The 13,819-nt window shown below is 65.0% G+C and carries 13 protein-coding genes; all 13 read left to right on the forward strand.

The genetic code is table 11. The features are described 5' to 3' along the window. The first annotated feature begins 19 nt into the window (after window positions 1–19). Genes RT282_RS04940 through RT282_RS05000 form a run of 13 tightly spaced genes read left to right on the forward strand, consistent with a single transcriptional unit; the run spans window position 20 to window position 13,809 of the window. Window positions 20–1,273 (forward strand): NADH-quinone oxidoreductase subunit D, encoded by a 1,254-nt coding sequence (locus RT282_RS04940; protein WP_312303769.1) that lies wholly within the window; start codon window positions 20–22, stop codon window positions 1,271–1,273. Further along, complete coding sequence (gene nuoE, locus RT282_RS04945) at window positions 1,270–1,761, forward strand: NADH-quinone oxidoreductase subunit NuoE (protein WP_312303771.1); 492 nt, start codon at window positions 1,270–1,272, stop codon at window positions 1,759–1,761. The genes RT282_RS04940 and nuoE overlap by 4 nt, the downstream gene beginning before the upstream one ends. Beyond that, a complete protein-coding gene (gene nuoF / locus RT282_RS04950) occupies window positions 1,758–3,119 on the forward strand; it encodes an NADH-quinone oxidoreductase subunit NuoF (protein WP_312303773.1) in 1,362 nt (453 codons plus the stop codon). Before nuoE ends, nuoF begins: the two co-directional genes overlap by 4 nt. Before the next feature lie 14 nt (window positions 3,120–3,133). Then, a complete protein-coding gene (gene nuoG / locus RT282_RS04955) occupies window positions 3,134–5,272 on the forward strand; it encodes an NADH-quinone oxidoreductase subunit NuoG (RefSeq protein ID WP_313312158.1) in 2,139 nt (712 codons plus the stop codon). After that, complete coding sequence (gene nuoH, locus RT282_RS04960; RefSeq protein ID WP_312759830.1) at window positions 5,269–6,345, forward strand: NADH-quinone oxidoreductase subunit NuoH; 1,077 nt, start codon at window positions 5,269–5,271, stop codon at window positions 6,343–6,345. The genes nuoG and nuoH overlap by 4 nt, the downstream gene beginning before the upstream one ends. Before the next feature lie 11 nt (window positions 6,346–6,356). Beyond that, window positions 6,357–6,872 carry an NADH-quinone oxidoreductase subunit NuoI gene (nuoI, locus tag RT282_RS04965; protein ID WP_106847102.1) on the forward strand — a complete coding sequence of 172 codons (516 nt, stop codon included), beginning with the start codon at window positions 6,357–6,359 and terminating at the stop codon, window positions 6,870–6,872. 51 nt (window positions 6,873–6,923) lie between these two features. Beyond that, complete coding sequence (locus tag RT282_RS04970; protein ID WP_312303782.1) at window positions 6,924–7,586, forward strand: NADH-quinone oxidoreductase subunit J; 663 nt, start codon at window positions 6,924–6,926, stop codon at window positions 7,584–7,586. Beyond that, window positions 7,583–7,891 (forward strand): NADH-quinone oxidoreductase subunit NuoK, encoded by a 309-nt coding sequence (nuoK, locus tag RT282_RS04975; protein WP_106847100.1) that lies wholly within the window; start codon window positions 7,583–7,585, stop codon window positions 7,889–7,891. Before RT282_RS04970 ends, nuoK begins: the two co-directional genes overlap by 4 nt. Before the next feature lie 31 nt (window positions 7,892–7,922). Further along, window positions 7,923–9,941 carry an NADH-quinone oxidoreductase subunit L gene (gene nuoL / locus RT282_RS04980; protein WP_313312163.1) on the forward strand — a complete coding sequence of 673 codons (2,019 nt, stop codon included), beginning with the start codon at window positions 7,923–7,925 and terminating at the stop codon, window positions 9,939–9,941. Between the two features lie 16 nt (window positions 9,942–9,957). Beyond that, window positions 9,958–11,433: an NADH-quinone oxidoreductase subunit M gene (locus tag RT282_RS04985; RefSeq protein WP_312303792.1), complete on the forward strand. Its 1,476-nt coding sequence runs from the start codon at window positions 9,958–9,960 to the stop codon at window positions 11,431–11,433. A gap of 24 nt (window positions 11,434–11,457) precedes the next feature. After that, complete coding sequence (gene nuoN, locus RT282_RS04990; protein ID WP_313312166.1) at window positions 11,458–12,951, forward strand: NADH-quinone oxidoreductase subunit NuoN; 1,494 nt, start codon at window positions 11,458–11,460, stop codon at window positions 12,949–12,951. 38 nt (window positions 12,952–12,989) lie between these two features. Next, window positions 12,990–13,319 (forward strand): DUF2818 family protein, encoded by a 330-nt coding sequence (locus RT282_RS04995; protein WP_313312168.1) that lies wholly within the window; start codon window positions 12,990–12,992, stop codon window positions 13,317–13,319. Window positions 13,320–13,326: 7 nt separating this feature from the next. Further along, window positions 13,327–13,809, forward strand: coding sequence for a DUF1178 family protein (locus tag RT282_RS05000; RefSeq protein ID WP_313312169.1), 483 nt, complete (start codon window positions 13,327–13,329; stop codon window positions 13,807–13,809). The last annotated feature ends 10 nt before the right edge of the window (window positions 13,810–13,819 follow it).

The following is a 13,819-nucleotide window of genomic DNA, read 5'->3' on the forward strand; positions in this document are numbered from 1 at the left end:
GCGCCCAGGTGAATCATCCATGGCTGAAATCAAGAACTACTCCCTGAACTTCGGTCCGCAGCACCCGGCAGCGCACGGTGTGCTGCGCCTGGTGCTCGAACTCGACGGCGAGGTGGTGCAGCGCGCCGACCCGCACATCGGCCTGCTGCACCGCGCGACCGAGAAGCTCGCCGAGCACAAGACCTACATCCAGTCGCTGCCCTACATGGACCGTCTCGACTACGTGTCCATGATGAGCAACGAGCACGCCTACTGCCTGGCGATCGAGAAACTGCTGGGTATCGAGGTGCCGCTGCGCGCGCAATACATCCGCGTGATGTTCGCCGAGATCACCCGGCTGCTGAACCACCTGATGTGGCTGGGCTCGCACGGCAACGACTGCGGCAGCTCGACCATCCTGATCTACACCTTCCGCGAACGCGAAGACCTGTTCGACATGTATGAGGCGGTGTCGGGCGCGCGCATGCACGCTGCCTACTTCCGTCCGGGTGGTGTGTACCGCGACCTGCCGGACAGCATGCCGCAGTACCAGGCCAGCAAGGTGCGCAACGCGCGCGCCATCGAGGAGCGCAACCGCAACCGCCAGGGCTCGCTGCTGGACTTCATCGACGATTTCACACAGCGCTTCCCCAAGTGCGTGGACGAATACGAAACGCTGCTGACCGACAACCGCATCTGGAAGCAGCGCACCGTGGGCATCGGCGTGGTGGCGCCCGAGCGCGCGCTGAGCCTGGGCATGACCGGCCCCATGCTGCGCGGCTCCGGCATCGCCTGGGACCTGCGCAAGAAGCAGCCCTACGAGGTCTATGACCGCATGGATTTCGACGTGCCCGTGGGCGTGACCGGCGACAGCTATGACCGCTACCTGGTGCGCGTGGCCGAGATGCGCCAGTCCAACCGCATCATCAAGCAGTGCGTGGACTGGCTGCGTGCCAACCCCGGCCCGGTCATCGTGGACAACCACAAGATCGCTCCGCCGCCGCGCGAGCGCATGAAGAGCGGCATGGAGGACCTGATCCACCACTTCAAGCTCTTCTCGGAGGGCTTCCGCGTGCCCGAGGGCGAGGCCTATGCCGCCGTGGAGCACCCAAAGGGCGAGTTCGGCATCTACATGGTGAGCGATGGCGCCAACAAGCCCTACCGCCTGAAGATCCGTGCCCCCGGCTTCGCACACTTGGCGGCGCTGGACGAAATGACCCGCGGGCACATGATCGCCGATGCCGTGGCCATCATCGGCACCCTGGATATCGTGTTCGGAGAGATTGACCGATGATCACGCAAGCGACCCAAGAGCGCTTTGCCCGCGAGGTGGCGAAGTACCCGCCCGAGCAGAAGCAGTCCGCCGTCATGGCCTGCCTGGCCATCGTGCAGCAGGAGCAGGGCCATATCACCCAGGCGGCCGAGGCCGAGATTGCCGAGTACCTGGGCATGCCCGAGATCGCGGTGCGCGAAGTCACCACGTTCTACAACATGTACAACCAGCAGCCCGTCGGCAAGTACAAGCTGGCCGTGTGCACCAATCTGCCGTGCCAGCTGCGCCGCGGCCAGGAGGCGCTGCACCATCTGGAGGCCAAGCTGGGCATCAAGATGGGCGAGACCACTCCCGATGGCATGTTCACGCTGCAGCAGTGCGAGTGCCTGGGCGCCTGCGCCGATGCGCCGGTGATGCTGGTCAACGACCGCAACATGTGCAGCTTCATGGAAGACGACAAGCTGGACCAGCTGGTGGACGGCCTGCGGGCCGCGGAGGGCCGGGCATGACGAGCGCGAGCCAAGTGCTGGAGCAGTTCCTGGCCACGGGCAACCAGACCTGCTTCCATGACCGCCACATCAACCCGCAGATCTACGCCGGCCTGAACGGCAGCAACTGGAGCCTGAAGGACTACGAGGCGCGCGGCGGCTACGCGGCGCTGCGCAAGATCCTGGGCCAGGACGGCGGCGAGGGGATGACGCAGGACCAGGTGATCGCCACCATGAAGGAGTCCGCCCTGCGCGGGCGCGGCGGCGCGGGCTTTCCCACAGGCCTGAAGTGGAGCTTCATGCCGCGCCAATTCCCGGGACAGAAGTACCTGGTGTGCAACTCCGACGAGGGCGAGCCGGGCACCTGCAAGGACCGCGACATCCTCATGTACAACCCGCACATCGTGATCGAGGGCATGGCCATCGCCGCCTACGCGATGGGCATCACCGTGGGCTACAACTACATCCACGGCGAGATCTTCCAGGTCTATGAGCGGTTCGAGGCTGCGCTGGAAGAGGCGCGTGCGGCCGGCTACCTGGGCGACGGCATCATGGGCAGCGGCTTCAACTTCCAGCTGCACGCCCACCACGGCTTCGGCGCCTATATCTGCGGCGAAGAAACCGCACTGCTGGAATCGCTGGAGGGCAAGAAGGGCCAGCCGCGCTTCAAGCCGCCTTTCCCGGCCAGCTTCGGCCTGTACGGCAAGCCGACCACCATCAACAACACCGAAACCTTCGCGGCGGTGCCCTGGATCATCCGCAATGGCGGCCAGGCCTACCTGGAGTGCGGCAAGCCCAACAACGGCGGCACCAAGATCTTCTCGGTCTCGGGCGACGTGGAGCGTCCCGGCAACTACGAGATTCCCCTGGGCACTCCCTTTGCCAAGCTGCTGGAGCTGGCCGGCGGCGTGCGCAAGGGCCGGCAGCTCAAGGCGGTGATCCCTGGTGGATCGTCCGCTCCGGTTTTGCCCGCGCACGTCATCATGGAATGCACGATGGACTACGACTCCATCGCCAAGGCAGGCTCCATGCTGGGCTCGGGCGCGGTGATCGTCATGGACGACTCGCGCGACATGGTTGAATCGCTGCTGCGCCTGTCGTATTTCTACATGCACGAATCCTGCGGCCAGTGCACGCCGTGCCGCGAGGGCACGGGCTGGATGTGGCGTGTGATCGACCGCATCCTGCACGAGAGCGGGCGCGATGGCGACCTGGACCTGCTGAACTCCCTGGCCGACAACATCCAGGGCCGGACCATCTGCGCTCTGGGCGATGCGGCGGCCATGCCGGTGCGCGCCATGATCAAGCACTTCCGTCCGGAATTTGAGACGCTGATTCGTCAGGCCAACCGCGAGGGCTCTCCCTCGGCGGGCGCCTGACCGCGAGTACACATATGGTTGAAATCGAACTGGACGGGCGCAAGGTCGAGGTCGGCGAAGGCTGCATGATCATGCATGCCGCCGAGAAGGCCGGCACCTACATCCCGCATTTTTGCTATCACAAGAAGCTTTCCATCGCCGCCAACTGCCGCATGTGCCTGGTGGACGTGGAAAAGGCGCCCAAGCCGCTGCCTGCCTGTGCCACGCCGGTCACGCAGGGCATGGTGGTGCACACCAAGAGCGACAAGGCCATCAAGGCCCAGCAGTCGGTGATGGAGTTTCTGCTCATCAACCACCCGCTGGACTGCCCGATCTGCGACCAGGGTGGGGAGTGCCAGCTGCAGGATCTGGCCGTAGGCTACGGTGCCAGCAGCTCGCGCTATGGCGAGGAAAAGCGCGTGGTGGCGCACAAGGACGTGGGCCCGCTGATCTCCATGGAAGAGATGACGCGCTGCATCCACTGCACCCGCTGCGTGCGCTTCGGCCAGGAGATCGCCGGCGTCATGGAGCTGGGCATGGTCAACCGTGGCGAGCACTCCGAGATCACCACGGTCATCGGCGACTCGGTGGACTCCGAGCTGTCGGGCAACGTCATCGACCTGTGCCCGGTCGGCGCCCTGACCAGCAAGCCCTTCCGCTACAGCGCCCGCACCTGGGAGCTGTCGCGCCGCAAGTCGATCAGCCCGCATGACTCGACCGGCGCCAACCTGATCGTGCAGGTCAAGAACCACCGTGTCATGCGCGTCGTGCCCTTCGAGAACGAAGAGGTCAACGAGTGCTGGCTGGCCGACCGCGACCGCTTCTCCTATGAAGCCCTCAACGGCGAGGAGCGCCTGACCCGTCCCATGCTCAAGCAGGGAGGGCAGTGGCAGGAAGTGGACTGGCAGACGGCCCTGGAGTACGTCGCCAACGGCCTGCAGTGCGTGACCAAAGAGCATGGCGCGCAGGCCATCGGCGCCCTGGTCAGCCCGCACAGCACGCTCGAAGAGCTGTACCTGGCCGGCCGCCTCGTGCGCGGCCTGGGCAGCGACAACATCGACCACCGCCTGCGCCATGCCGAGTTCGCGCCGGCCGACGGGGTGCGCTGGCTGGGCCTGCCCATCGCCGCCCTGAGCAATCTGCAATCGGTGCTGGTGGTGGGCTCCAACCTGCGCAAGGACCATCCGCTCTTTGCACAGCGAATTCGCCAGGCAGCCCGCTCCGGATGTGCGGTGGCAGCTATTAATTCGGTAGCATACGACTGGGCTATGCCGGTGCTGCAGACCCTGCTGGCGCCCGCCGCCGGCTGGGCCGGCCAGCTGGCCGCCGTGGCTGCGGCCGTCGCCGAGCACAAAGGTATCGCCGCTCCGGTGGCCGGCGCCCAGGCGGGCGACGAGGCCCGCGCCGTCGCCGCCTCGTTGCTGGCTGGCGAGCGCAAGGCCATCCTGCTGGGCAACGGGGCCGCGCACCACGCGCAGGCGGCGCAGCTGCTGGCCCTGGCTCAGTGGCTGGGCGAGCAGACTGGCGCCGCCGTCGGCTACCTGACGGAAGCGGCCAACACCGTGGGCGCGCAGTTCATCGGCGCGCAGCCGCAGCAGCAAGGCTTGAATGCCGCGCACATGCTGCAGGGCGGCCTGAAGGCGCTGCTGCTGCTGCAGACCGAGCCCGTGCACGATTCCGCCCTGGGCGCCGAGGCTGCGGCCAAATTGGGCCAGGTGGACATGGTCGTGACTCTGAGCCCCTTCAAGGCCAACATGGAATTCAGCGACGTGCTGCTGCCGATCGCGCCGTTTACAGAAACGTCGGGTACTTTCGTCAATGCCGAAGGGCGGGTGCAGAGCTTCCATGCCGCGGCCCGCCCGCTGGGCGAGACCCGCCCGGCCTGGAAGGTGCTGCGCGTGCTGTCCAACCTGATGGGCATCACCGGCGTCGACTACGAAACCTCGCAGGAGGTGCTGGCCGCCGCCACCGGCCAGCCGGCCGGTGCCATGACGCATCTGCCGGCCGAGCGCCTGAGCAACCACACGCAGGTGCAGCCCGCTGGCACCAGCGGCGAGTGCTCCGAGCCCGTGGTCGCCAGCATCTACCAGCTCGACGGGCTGGTGCGCCGCGCCCCCTCGCTGCAACTGACTGCCGATGCGCGCGCTGCGCGTGGCGAAGGAGTCGCCGCATGATCGACGCGCTGTACAACGGCGGCCTGAATCTGGTCGCCGCCGACTGGTGGAGCGCGGTGGCCTGGCCCATCGTGTGGAACCTGATCAAGATCGTTGCCGTGCTGCTGCCCCTGCTGGGCGCCGTGGCCTACCTGACGCTGTGGGAGCGCAAGTTCCTGGGCTTCATGCAGGTGCGCATGGGCCCCAACCGCGTGGGTCCCTTCGGCCTGCTGCAGCCTATCGCCGACGCGCTGAAGCTGCTGACCAAGGAGCTGATCCAGCCCACGGCCGCATCCAAGGGCCTGTTCTACCTGGGGCCGGTCATGGCCATCATGCCGGCGCTGGCCGCGTGGGTGGTCATCCCCTTCGGGCCGGACATGGCGCTGGCCAACATCAACGCTGGCCTGCTGCTGGTGATCGCCATCGCCTCGATCGAGGTGTATGGCGTGATCATCGCCGGCTGGGCTTCCAACTCCAAGTACGCCTTCCTGGGTGCGCTGCGCGCGTCCGCCCAGATGGTCAGCTACGAGATCGCCATGGGCTTTTGCTTCCTGGTGGTGATCATGGTCTCGGGCAGCATGAACCTGACCCAGATCGTGGCCGTGCAGGAGCGCGGGACGATGGCCGCCATGGGACTGAACTTCCTGTCCTGGAACTGGCTGCCGCTGCTGCCCATCTTCATCGTCTACCTGGTATCCGGCGTGGCCGAGGTGAACCGCCACCCCTTCGACGTGGTGGAGGGCGAGGCCGAGATCGTCGCCGGCCACATGGTCGAGTACTCGGGCATGGGTTTTGCCATCTTCTTCCTGGCGGAATACGCCGCGATGTGGCTGGTGTCCATCCTGGCGGTGCTGATGTTCCTGGGCGGCTGGCTTCCCCCGTTCTCCTTCCTGGCCTTCATCCCGGGCTGGATCTGGCTGGGCATCAAGACCTTCATGGTCGTGTCCTGCTTCATCTGGATCCGCGCCACCTTCCCGCGCTTTCGCTATGACCAGATCATGCGCCTGGGCTGGAAGATCTTTATCCCGGTCACCCTGGTGTGGCTGATCCTCGTGGGCGGCTGGCTGCTGTCGCCCTGGAACATCTGGAAATAACGGGGGCATCCATGGCTGCTGTTGCTGCTCCTTCTTCGTCCTTCTCCCTGAAGGACTTCTTCAAGAGCTTCCTGCTCTGGGAACTGGCCAAGGGCATGGTCCTGACCGGCCGCTACGCGTTTGCCCGCAAGGTCACCGTGCAGTTCCCGGAGGAGAAGACTCCGCTGTCGCCACGTTTTCGTGGCCTGCATGCGCTGCGTCGCTATGACAACGGCGAGGAACGCTGCATCGCCTGCAAGCTGTGCGAAGCCGTGTGCCCGGCGCTGGCCATCACCATCGAGTCGGACGTGCGTGCCGACGGCTCGCGCCGCACCACGCGCTACGACATCGACCTCACGAAGTGCATCTTCTGCGGCTTCTGCGAAGAAAGCTGCCCGGTCGATTCCATTGTCGAGACGCAGATCCTCGAGTACCACGGCGAAAAGCGCGGCGACTTGTACTACACCAAGGACATGCTGCTGGCCGTGGGCGACCGCTACGAGCCGCAGATCGCCGCTGCCAAGGCCGCGGACGCCAAGTACCGGTGACCCGCACGGCGACGACACCCTCACGCCTGAATTTTTGAAAAGACCCGATTCATGGACGTCAAGACCGGCTTTTTCTACCTGTTCTCGGTGGTGCTGCTGTATGCAGCCTTCCGGGTCGTCACGGCGCGCAATCCTGTGCACGCCGTTTTGCACCTGATCCTGGCGTTCTCGCAGGCGTCCGGTCTGTGGCTGTTGCTCAAGGCAGAATTTCTTGCCATCGTGCTGGTGCTGGTGTACCTGGGCGCGGTGATGGTGCTGTTCCTGTTCGTGGTGATGATGCTGGACATCCGCATCGAGAACATGCGGCGCAGCTTCTGGCGGCACTTCCCCCTGGCCGTGCTGATCGGTGCGCTGATCGCCCTGGAGATGGCGGCGGTACTGATGACGGGCTTTCGCGGCATGGAAGAGCCCAAGGTTGCGGGCGCGCTGGTTGACGCGGCTGGCAAGGCGCTGCCGTATTCCAACACCCAGGCGCTGGGCCAGCTGCTCTATACCGAGTACCTCCTGCCCGTGGAGATCGCCGCCGTGATTCTGCTGGTGGCCATGATCTCCGCCATCGCCCTGACGCTGCGCCAGCGCAAGGATTCCAAGGCCATCGACCCGGGCGAGCAGATCCGCGTGCGCGCCCAGGACCGCATGGTGCTGGTGAAGATGGCGCCCACCGCCGCACCCGTGCCGCAGGCCGCACCCACTGCCGAGGAGAACAAGCAATGACACCCACCCTGGGCCACTACCTGTCGCTGGGCGCCATGCTGTTTGCGCTGTCCGTGATGGGCATCTTCCTGAACCGCAAGAACCTCATCGTGCTGCTCATGGCCATCGAGTTGATGCTCTTGGCCGTGAACATGAATTTCGTGGCGTTCTCCAGCTACCTGGGGGACATGCACGGACAGGTGTTCGTGTTCTTCATCATGACGGTGGCGGCAGCCGAGGCGGCCATCGGCCTGGCCATCCTGGTGCTGTTGTTCCGCAACCGCTCCAGCATCGACGCGGAAGATCTCAACACCCTCAAGGGTTGATGCGGCCCCGCCACTTGCAAGGTTCTCAACAATGAGTCAAACGCTTTCTGTTTCGACGCTGCTGGCGGTGCCACTGGCGCCGCTGGCCGGCTCGCTGCTGGCAGGTGTCTTCGGCACGGCCTTTGGCGGTAACCGCATCGGCCGCGGCGTGTCCCACACGCTGACCATTCTGGGCGTGTTCATCGCCTTCGTGCTGTCCGCCATGACGCTCAAGAGCGTGGCCATGGACGGTGCCTACTTCAACGAAACCCTCTACACCTGGATGGTGGTGGGCGAGCTGAAGATGGAAGTGGGCTTTCTCATCGACAGCCTGACGGCGATGATGATGTGCGTGGTGACCTTCGTGTCGCTGATGGTGCACATCTACACCATCGGCTACATGGAAGAAGACCCGGGCTACAACCGTTTCTTCTCCTACATCTCGCTGTTCACCTTCTCCATGCTCATGCTGGTCATGAGCAACAACCTGCTGCAGCTGTTCTTCGGCTGGGAGGCGGTGGGCCTGGTGTCGTATCTGCTGATCGGCTTCTGGTTCAACAAGCCCACCGCCATCTTCGCCAACATGAAGGCGTTTCTGGTCAACCGTGTGGGTGACTTCGGCTTCATCCTGGGCATCGGGCTGATCGCGGCTTACGCAGGCACCTTCAACTATTCCGAAATCTTCGCCAAGTCGGGTGAGCTGGGGTCGGTAGGCTTTCCCGGTACCGACTGGATGCTGATCACCGTGATCTGCATCTGCCTGTTCATCGGCGCCATGGGCAAGAGCGCGCAGTTCCCGCTGCACGTGTGGCTGCCCGACTCCATGGAAGGCCCCACGCCGATTTCCGCGCTGATCCACGCCGCCACCATGGTGACGGCCGGCATCTTCATGGTCTCGCGCATGTCGCCGCTGTTCGAGCTGTCCGACACGGCACTGAACTTCATCCTGGTGATTGGCGCCATCACGGCACTGTTCATGGGTTTCCTGGGCATCATCCAGAACGACATCAAGCGGGTGGTGGCGTATTCCACGCTGTCACAGCTGGGCTACATGACGGTGGCGCTGGGCGCATCCGCCTATTCGGTGGCCGTGTTCCACCTGATGACGCACGCGTTCTTCAAGGCCCTGTTGTTCCTGGGTGCGGGCTCGGTCATCATCGGCATGCACCACAACCAGGACATCCGCTGGATGGGTGGCGTGCGCAAGTACATGCCCATCACCTGGATCACCTCGCTGCTGGGCTCGCTCGCGCTGATCGGCACGCCTCTGTTCTCGGGCTTCTATTCCAAGGAGAACATCATCGAGGCTGTGCACCACAGCAACCTGCCAGCCGCCGGCTTCGCCTACTTTGCCGTGATGGCCGGCGTGTTCGTGACGGCGTTCTACTCGTTCCGCATGTACTTCCTGGTTTTCCATGGCAAGGAGCGCTACGACCAGAACCCGGATGCCCACCACGACGACCATGGTCACGGCCACGATGCCCACGCCAAGCCGCACGAGTCTCCCTGGGTGGTGACGCTGCCGCTGATCCTGTTGGCGATTCCTTCGGTGGTCATCGGCTTCCTGTACGTGCAGCCCATGCTGTTCGGCGACTTCTTCAAGGACGTGATCTTTGTCGATGCCGCACGCCACCCCGCCATGGCGGCGATTGCCGAGGCCTTCCACGGCCCCATGGCCATGGCCACCCATGGCCTGATGACGCTGCCTTTCTGGCTGGCTGCCGCTGGTGTGGCGCTGTCGTATTACATGTACATGGTCAACCCCGCACTGCCAGCGGCCATCAAGCGCACCTTCCAGCCCGTCTACACACTGCTGGACAACAAGTACTACCTGGACTGGATCAACGAGAACATCGTCGCGCGCGGCGCGCGCGGTCTTGGTATTGCCCTGTGGAAGGGCGGCGATCAGGCGCTGATAGACGGCGCCGTGGTCAACGGTTCCTGGAAGCTGGTTGGCCGCATCGGGACGGTGGTGCGCTGGATGCAGTCCGGTTACCTCTACCACTACGCGCTGATCATGATCCTTGGCGTATTCGCCCTCATGACGTACTTCGTGTGGCTCAACAAATAACGGGAGCAGAAGAAAAATGGGTTTGTTGAGTCTTGCCATCTGGGTGCCCATCGCCTTCGGCGCCCTGGTGCTGGCCCTGGGCCGGGAGGGGCAGGCGCCGCTGGTGCGCTGGCTGTCGCTCATCGGTGCCCTGATCGGACTAGCCGTGACGGTACCGCTCATGAGTGGCTTCGACAGCACCAGCGCCGCCATGCAGTTCGTTGAAAAAGCGGTCTGGATCGAGCGCTTCAGCATCCACTACCACCTGGGCGTGGATGGCATTTCGCTGTGGTTCGTGCCACTGACGGCCTTCATCACGGTGATCGTGGTGATCGCCTCCTGGCAGTCGATCACCGAGCGCGTGAACCAGTACATGGGCGCGTTCCTGATCCTGTCGGGCCTGATGACCGGCGTGTTCGCCGCGCTGGACGGCATGCTGTTCTACGTGTTCTTCGAGGCCACACTGATCCCGATGTACCTGATCATCGGCATCTGGGGTGGCCCCAACCGAATCTACGCGGCGTTCAAGTTCTTCCTGTACACGCTGATGGGTTCGCTGCTCACCCTGGTGGCTTTCATCTACCTGTACAACCAGGCGGGCGGCAGCTTCGACATCCTGACCTGGCACCAGCTGCCCTTGACTGGCACGGCGCAGACGCTGCTCTTCTTCGCCCTGTTCGCCGCCTTCGCGGTAAAGGTGCCGATGTGGCCGGTGCACACCTGGCTGCCCGACGTGCACGTGGAAGCCCCCACCGGCGGCTCCGCCGTGCTGGCGGCCATCATGCTCAAGCTGGGCGCCTATGGCTTCCTGCGTTTTTCGCTGCCCATCGCACCCGATGCCGCGCATGAGTGGGCCTGGCTGATGATCACCTTCTCGCTGATCGCCGTGATCTACGTGGGCCTGGTCGCCATGGTGCAAAAGGACATGAAGAAGCTGGTGGCCTACTCGTCCGTGGCACACATGGGTTTCGTGACGCTGGGCTTCTTCATCTTCAATGACCTGGGCATCTCCGGCGGCCTGGTGCAGATGATTGCCCACGGCTTCGTCTCCGGCGCCATGTTCCTGTGCATCGGCGTGCTGTACGACCGGGTGCACTCGCGCGAGATCGCTGCCTATGGCGGCGTGGTCAACACCATGCCCAAGTTCGCCGCCTTCGCGCTGCTGTTCGCCATGGCCAACTGCGGCCTGCCGGCCACGGCGGGCTTCGTGGGCGAGTGGATGGTCATCATTGCCGCCGTGCGCTTCGACTTCTGGGTCGGCCTGGGCGCCGCCATCGCCCTGATCCTGGGCGCCAGCTACACGCTGTGGATGTACAAGCGCGTCTACCTCGGCCCCGTGACCAACGCCAACGTGCGCGCCATGGCCGACATCAACGGTCGCGAGTTCCTCATGCTGTCGCTGCTGGCCATCGCCGTGCTGTACATGGGGATCTATCCGAAGCCGTTCACCGACGCGATGGATCCGTCCGTGGCGCAGCTGCTCAAGCACGTAGCGCAAAGCAAGCTTCCCTGACCAGACTGAACCGAGAGATTGAAGATGATTGACAACATCAGCTGGCTGGCGATCTATCCCGAGATCGTGCTGCTGGTCATGGCCTGCGTGATCGCCCTGGTGGACCTGGGCGTCAAGAGCAGCCAGCGCACTGCGACCTACGTGCTGACCATGCTCACCCTGGCCGTCGTGGCCGCCATGCAGGCCATGTACGCCAGCACCGGCAACACCTTCTACGGCTGGGCCAACATGATCGTCAGCGACGCCATGGGCAACTGGCTCAAGTGCTTCGCCACCCTGGCCGTGATGGTCACGCTGGTCTACAGCCGTCCCTATGCCGCCGACCGCGACATGCTGCGCGGCGGCGAGCTGTTCACGCTGACCATGCTGGCGCTGCTGGGCATGTTCGTGATGATTTCGGGCAACAACTTCCTGGTGCTGTACCTGGGCCTGGAGCTGTTGACGCTGTCCAGCTATGCGCTGGTAGCCCTGCGCCGCGACCATGCGCAGGCCACCGAGGCGGCCATGAAGTACTTCGTGCTCGGCGCCATGGCCAGCGGCTTTCTGCTGTACGGCCTGTCGATGATCTACGGCGCCACCGGCTCGCTGGACATCGGCCAGGTCTTCAAGGCCATCAACGCCGGCCAGATCCGCCACCAGGTGCTGGTCTTCGGCCTGGTGTTCGTGGTGGCCGGCCTGGCCTTCAAGCTGGGCGCCGTGCCCTTCCACATGTGGGTGCCGGACGTGTACCAGGGCGCGCCTTCCGCCATCACGCTGTTCATCGGCAGCGCGCCTGAGCTGGCGGCCTTCGCCATCATCATTCGCCTGCTGGTGGACGGCCTGCTGCCGCTGGCCATCGACTGGCAGCAGATGCTGGCCGTGCTGGCCATCGGCTCGCTGCTGGTGGGCAACCTGGCCGGTATCGTCCAGACCAATCTGAAGCGCATGCTGGCCTACTCCACCATCGGCCAGATGGGCTTCGTCATGCTGGGCCTGATGTCGGGCGTGGTGCACGGCAACGTGGACGCCACGGCCGTCGAGAACGCCTACAGCTCGGCCATGTTCTACATCGTCACCTACGTGCTGACCTTCCTGGCCACGTTCGGCGTCATCCTGCTGCTGGCGCGCGACGGCTTCGAGAGCGAGGAGATTGCCGACCTGGCCGGCCTGAACCAGCGCAGCCCGCTGTACGCCGGCGTGATGGCGATCTGCATGTTCTCGCTGGCCGGCATTCCGCCGCTAGTGGGTTTCTACGCCAAGCTGTCGGTGCTGCAGGCGCTGGTCGCCTCCGGCCAGTCGCTGTACATCGCCCTGGCCGTGTTTGCGGTGGTCATGTCGCTGATCGGCGCCTTCTATTACTTGCGCGTGGTCAAGGTGATGTACTTCGACGCGCCGCTGACGGCTGCGCGCGTCACGGCGCCGCTGCAGGTGCGCGTGGTGCTGACGCTCAACGGCGCGCTGGTGCTGGTGCTGGGCATCCTGCCCGGCGGCCTGATGGCCCTGTGCGCGGACGCCATCGTGCGCGCGCTGGCGACCTGAGCATCGGTGCGCTGCACCCGGCCTGATCTTTCAATCCGATGACCCAGACTGCCGCCATCTGGCTGGTGATCGCCGCGGCCTTTGCCGCGGCCAACCTGCCGTTCCTGAGCGAGCGCTGGTTGATCGCCGGCCCGCGCGTTAAGGGCGGCCCCAAGCCCTTTGGCATGCGACTGGTCGAGCTGGTGCTCATGTATTTCATCGTCGGCGCACTGGCGCTGCTGATCGAGCAGCGCGCCGGCCAGATCGCCCCGCAGAACTGGGAGTTCTACGCCGTGACGGGTGCCCTGTTCGTCACGCTGGCCTTCCCGGGCTTCGTCTACCGCTACCTGGTCCGCCGCAAGGGGGCGGTCGTGGCCGAAGAGGCTTGAGGCCGCCGTGAAGGTGCTCGACCTCCTGTGCGCCCACGGCCACGGCTTCGAGGGCTGGTTCGGCAGCGAGGACGACTTCCAAAGCCAGCTGGCCCGCGGCCTAGTGCAGTGCCCCATGTGCGCCAGTGCCGACATCCGCAAGGCTCTGAGCGCCCCCCGCCTGAACCTGCGCAGCAACCAGGGCAGCGGCCCCGACCAGCCGACCGCGGCGCCTCATCCCCCACCGTCCACGGGCAAGGATGCCGCCCTGGCCTCCGTGCCGGCCGAGCTGCAGGCCGCCTGGCTGCAGCTGTCCCGCAGGATCATGGCCAACACCGAGGACGTGGGCACGCGTTTCGCGCAGGAGGCGCGCCGCATGCACCACGGCGAGATCGAGGAGCGCGGCATTCGCGGCCAAGCCACGGCGCAGGAGGCGGCGCAGCTGCTCGACGAAGGCATCGCCGTGCTGCCCTTGGCCCTGTCGGCGGCCGCCAAGGAATCGCTGCAGTAGTAGGGCGGCC

Source organism: Pulveribacter sp. (genome assembly GCF_032079985.1).
Classification (GTDB): Bacteria; Pseudomonadota; Gammaproteobacteria; order Burkholderiales; family Burkholderiaceae_C; genus Melaminivora.

Bases quoted from the DNA above. Each gene is read 5' to 3' on its own strand.
- nuoI (WP_106847102.1), top strand. From the start codon at position 6,357: ATGGCTGCTGTTGCTGCTCCTTCTTCGTCCTTCTCCCTGAAGGACTTC.
- nuoN (WP_313312166.1), top strand. From the start codon at position 11,458: ATGATTGACAACATCAGCTGGCTGGCGATCTATCCCGAGATCGTGCTG.
- nuoL (WP_313312163.1), top strand. From the start codon at position 7,923: ATGAGTCAAACGCTTTCTGTTTCGACGCTGCTGGCGGTGCCACTGGCG.
- RT282_RS04940 (WP_312303769.1), top strand. From the start codon at position 20: ATGGCTGAAATCAAGAACTACTCCCTGAACTTCGGTCCGCAGCACCCG.
- nuoK (WP_106847100.1), top strand. From the start codon at position 7,583: ATGACACCCACCCTGGGCCACTACCTGTCGCTGGGCGCCATGCTGTTT.
- RT282_RS04970 (WP_312303782.1), top strand. From the start codon at position 6,924: ATGGACGTCAAGACCGGCTTTTTCTACCTGTTCTCGGTGGTGCTGCTG.
- nuoE (WP_312303771.1), top strand. From the start codon at position 1,270: ATGATCACGCAAGCGACCCAAGAGCGCTTTGCCCGCGAGGTGGCGAAG.
- RT282_RS04985 (WP_312303792.1), top strand. From the start codon at position 9,958: ATGGGTTTGTTGAGTCTTGCCATCTGGGTGCCCATCGCCTTCGGCGCC.
- nuoG (WP_313312158.1), top strand. From the start codon at position 3,134: ATGGTTGAAATCGAACTGGACGGGCGCAAGGTCGAGGTCGGCGAAGGC.
- RT282_RS04995 (WP_313312168.1), top strand. From the start codon at position 12,990: ATGACCCAGACTGCCGCCATCTGGCTGGTGATCGCCGCGGCCTTTGCC.
- nuoF (WP_312303773.1), top strand. From the start codon at position 1,758: ATGACGAGCGCGAGCCAAGTGCTGGAGCAGTTCCTGGCCACGGGCAAC.
- nuoH (WP_312759830.1), top strand. From the start codon at position 5,269: ATGATCGACGCGCTGTACAACGGCGGCCTGAATCTGGTCGCCGCCGAC.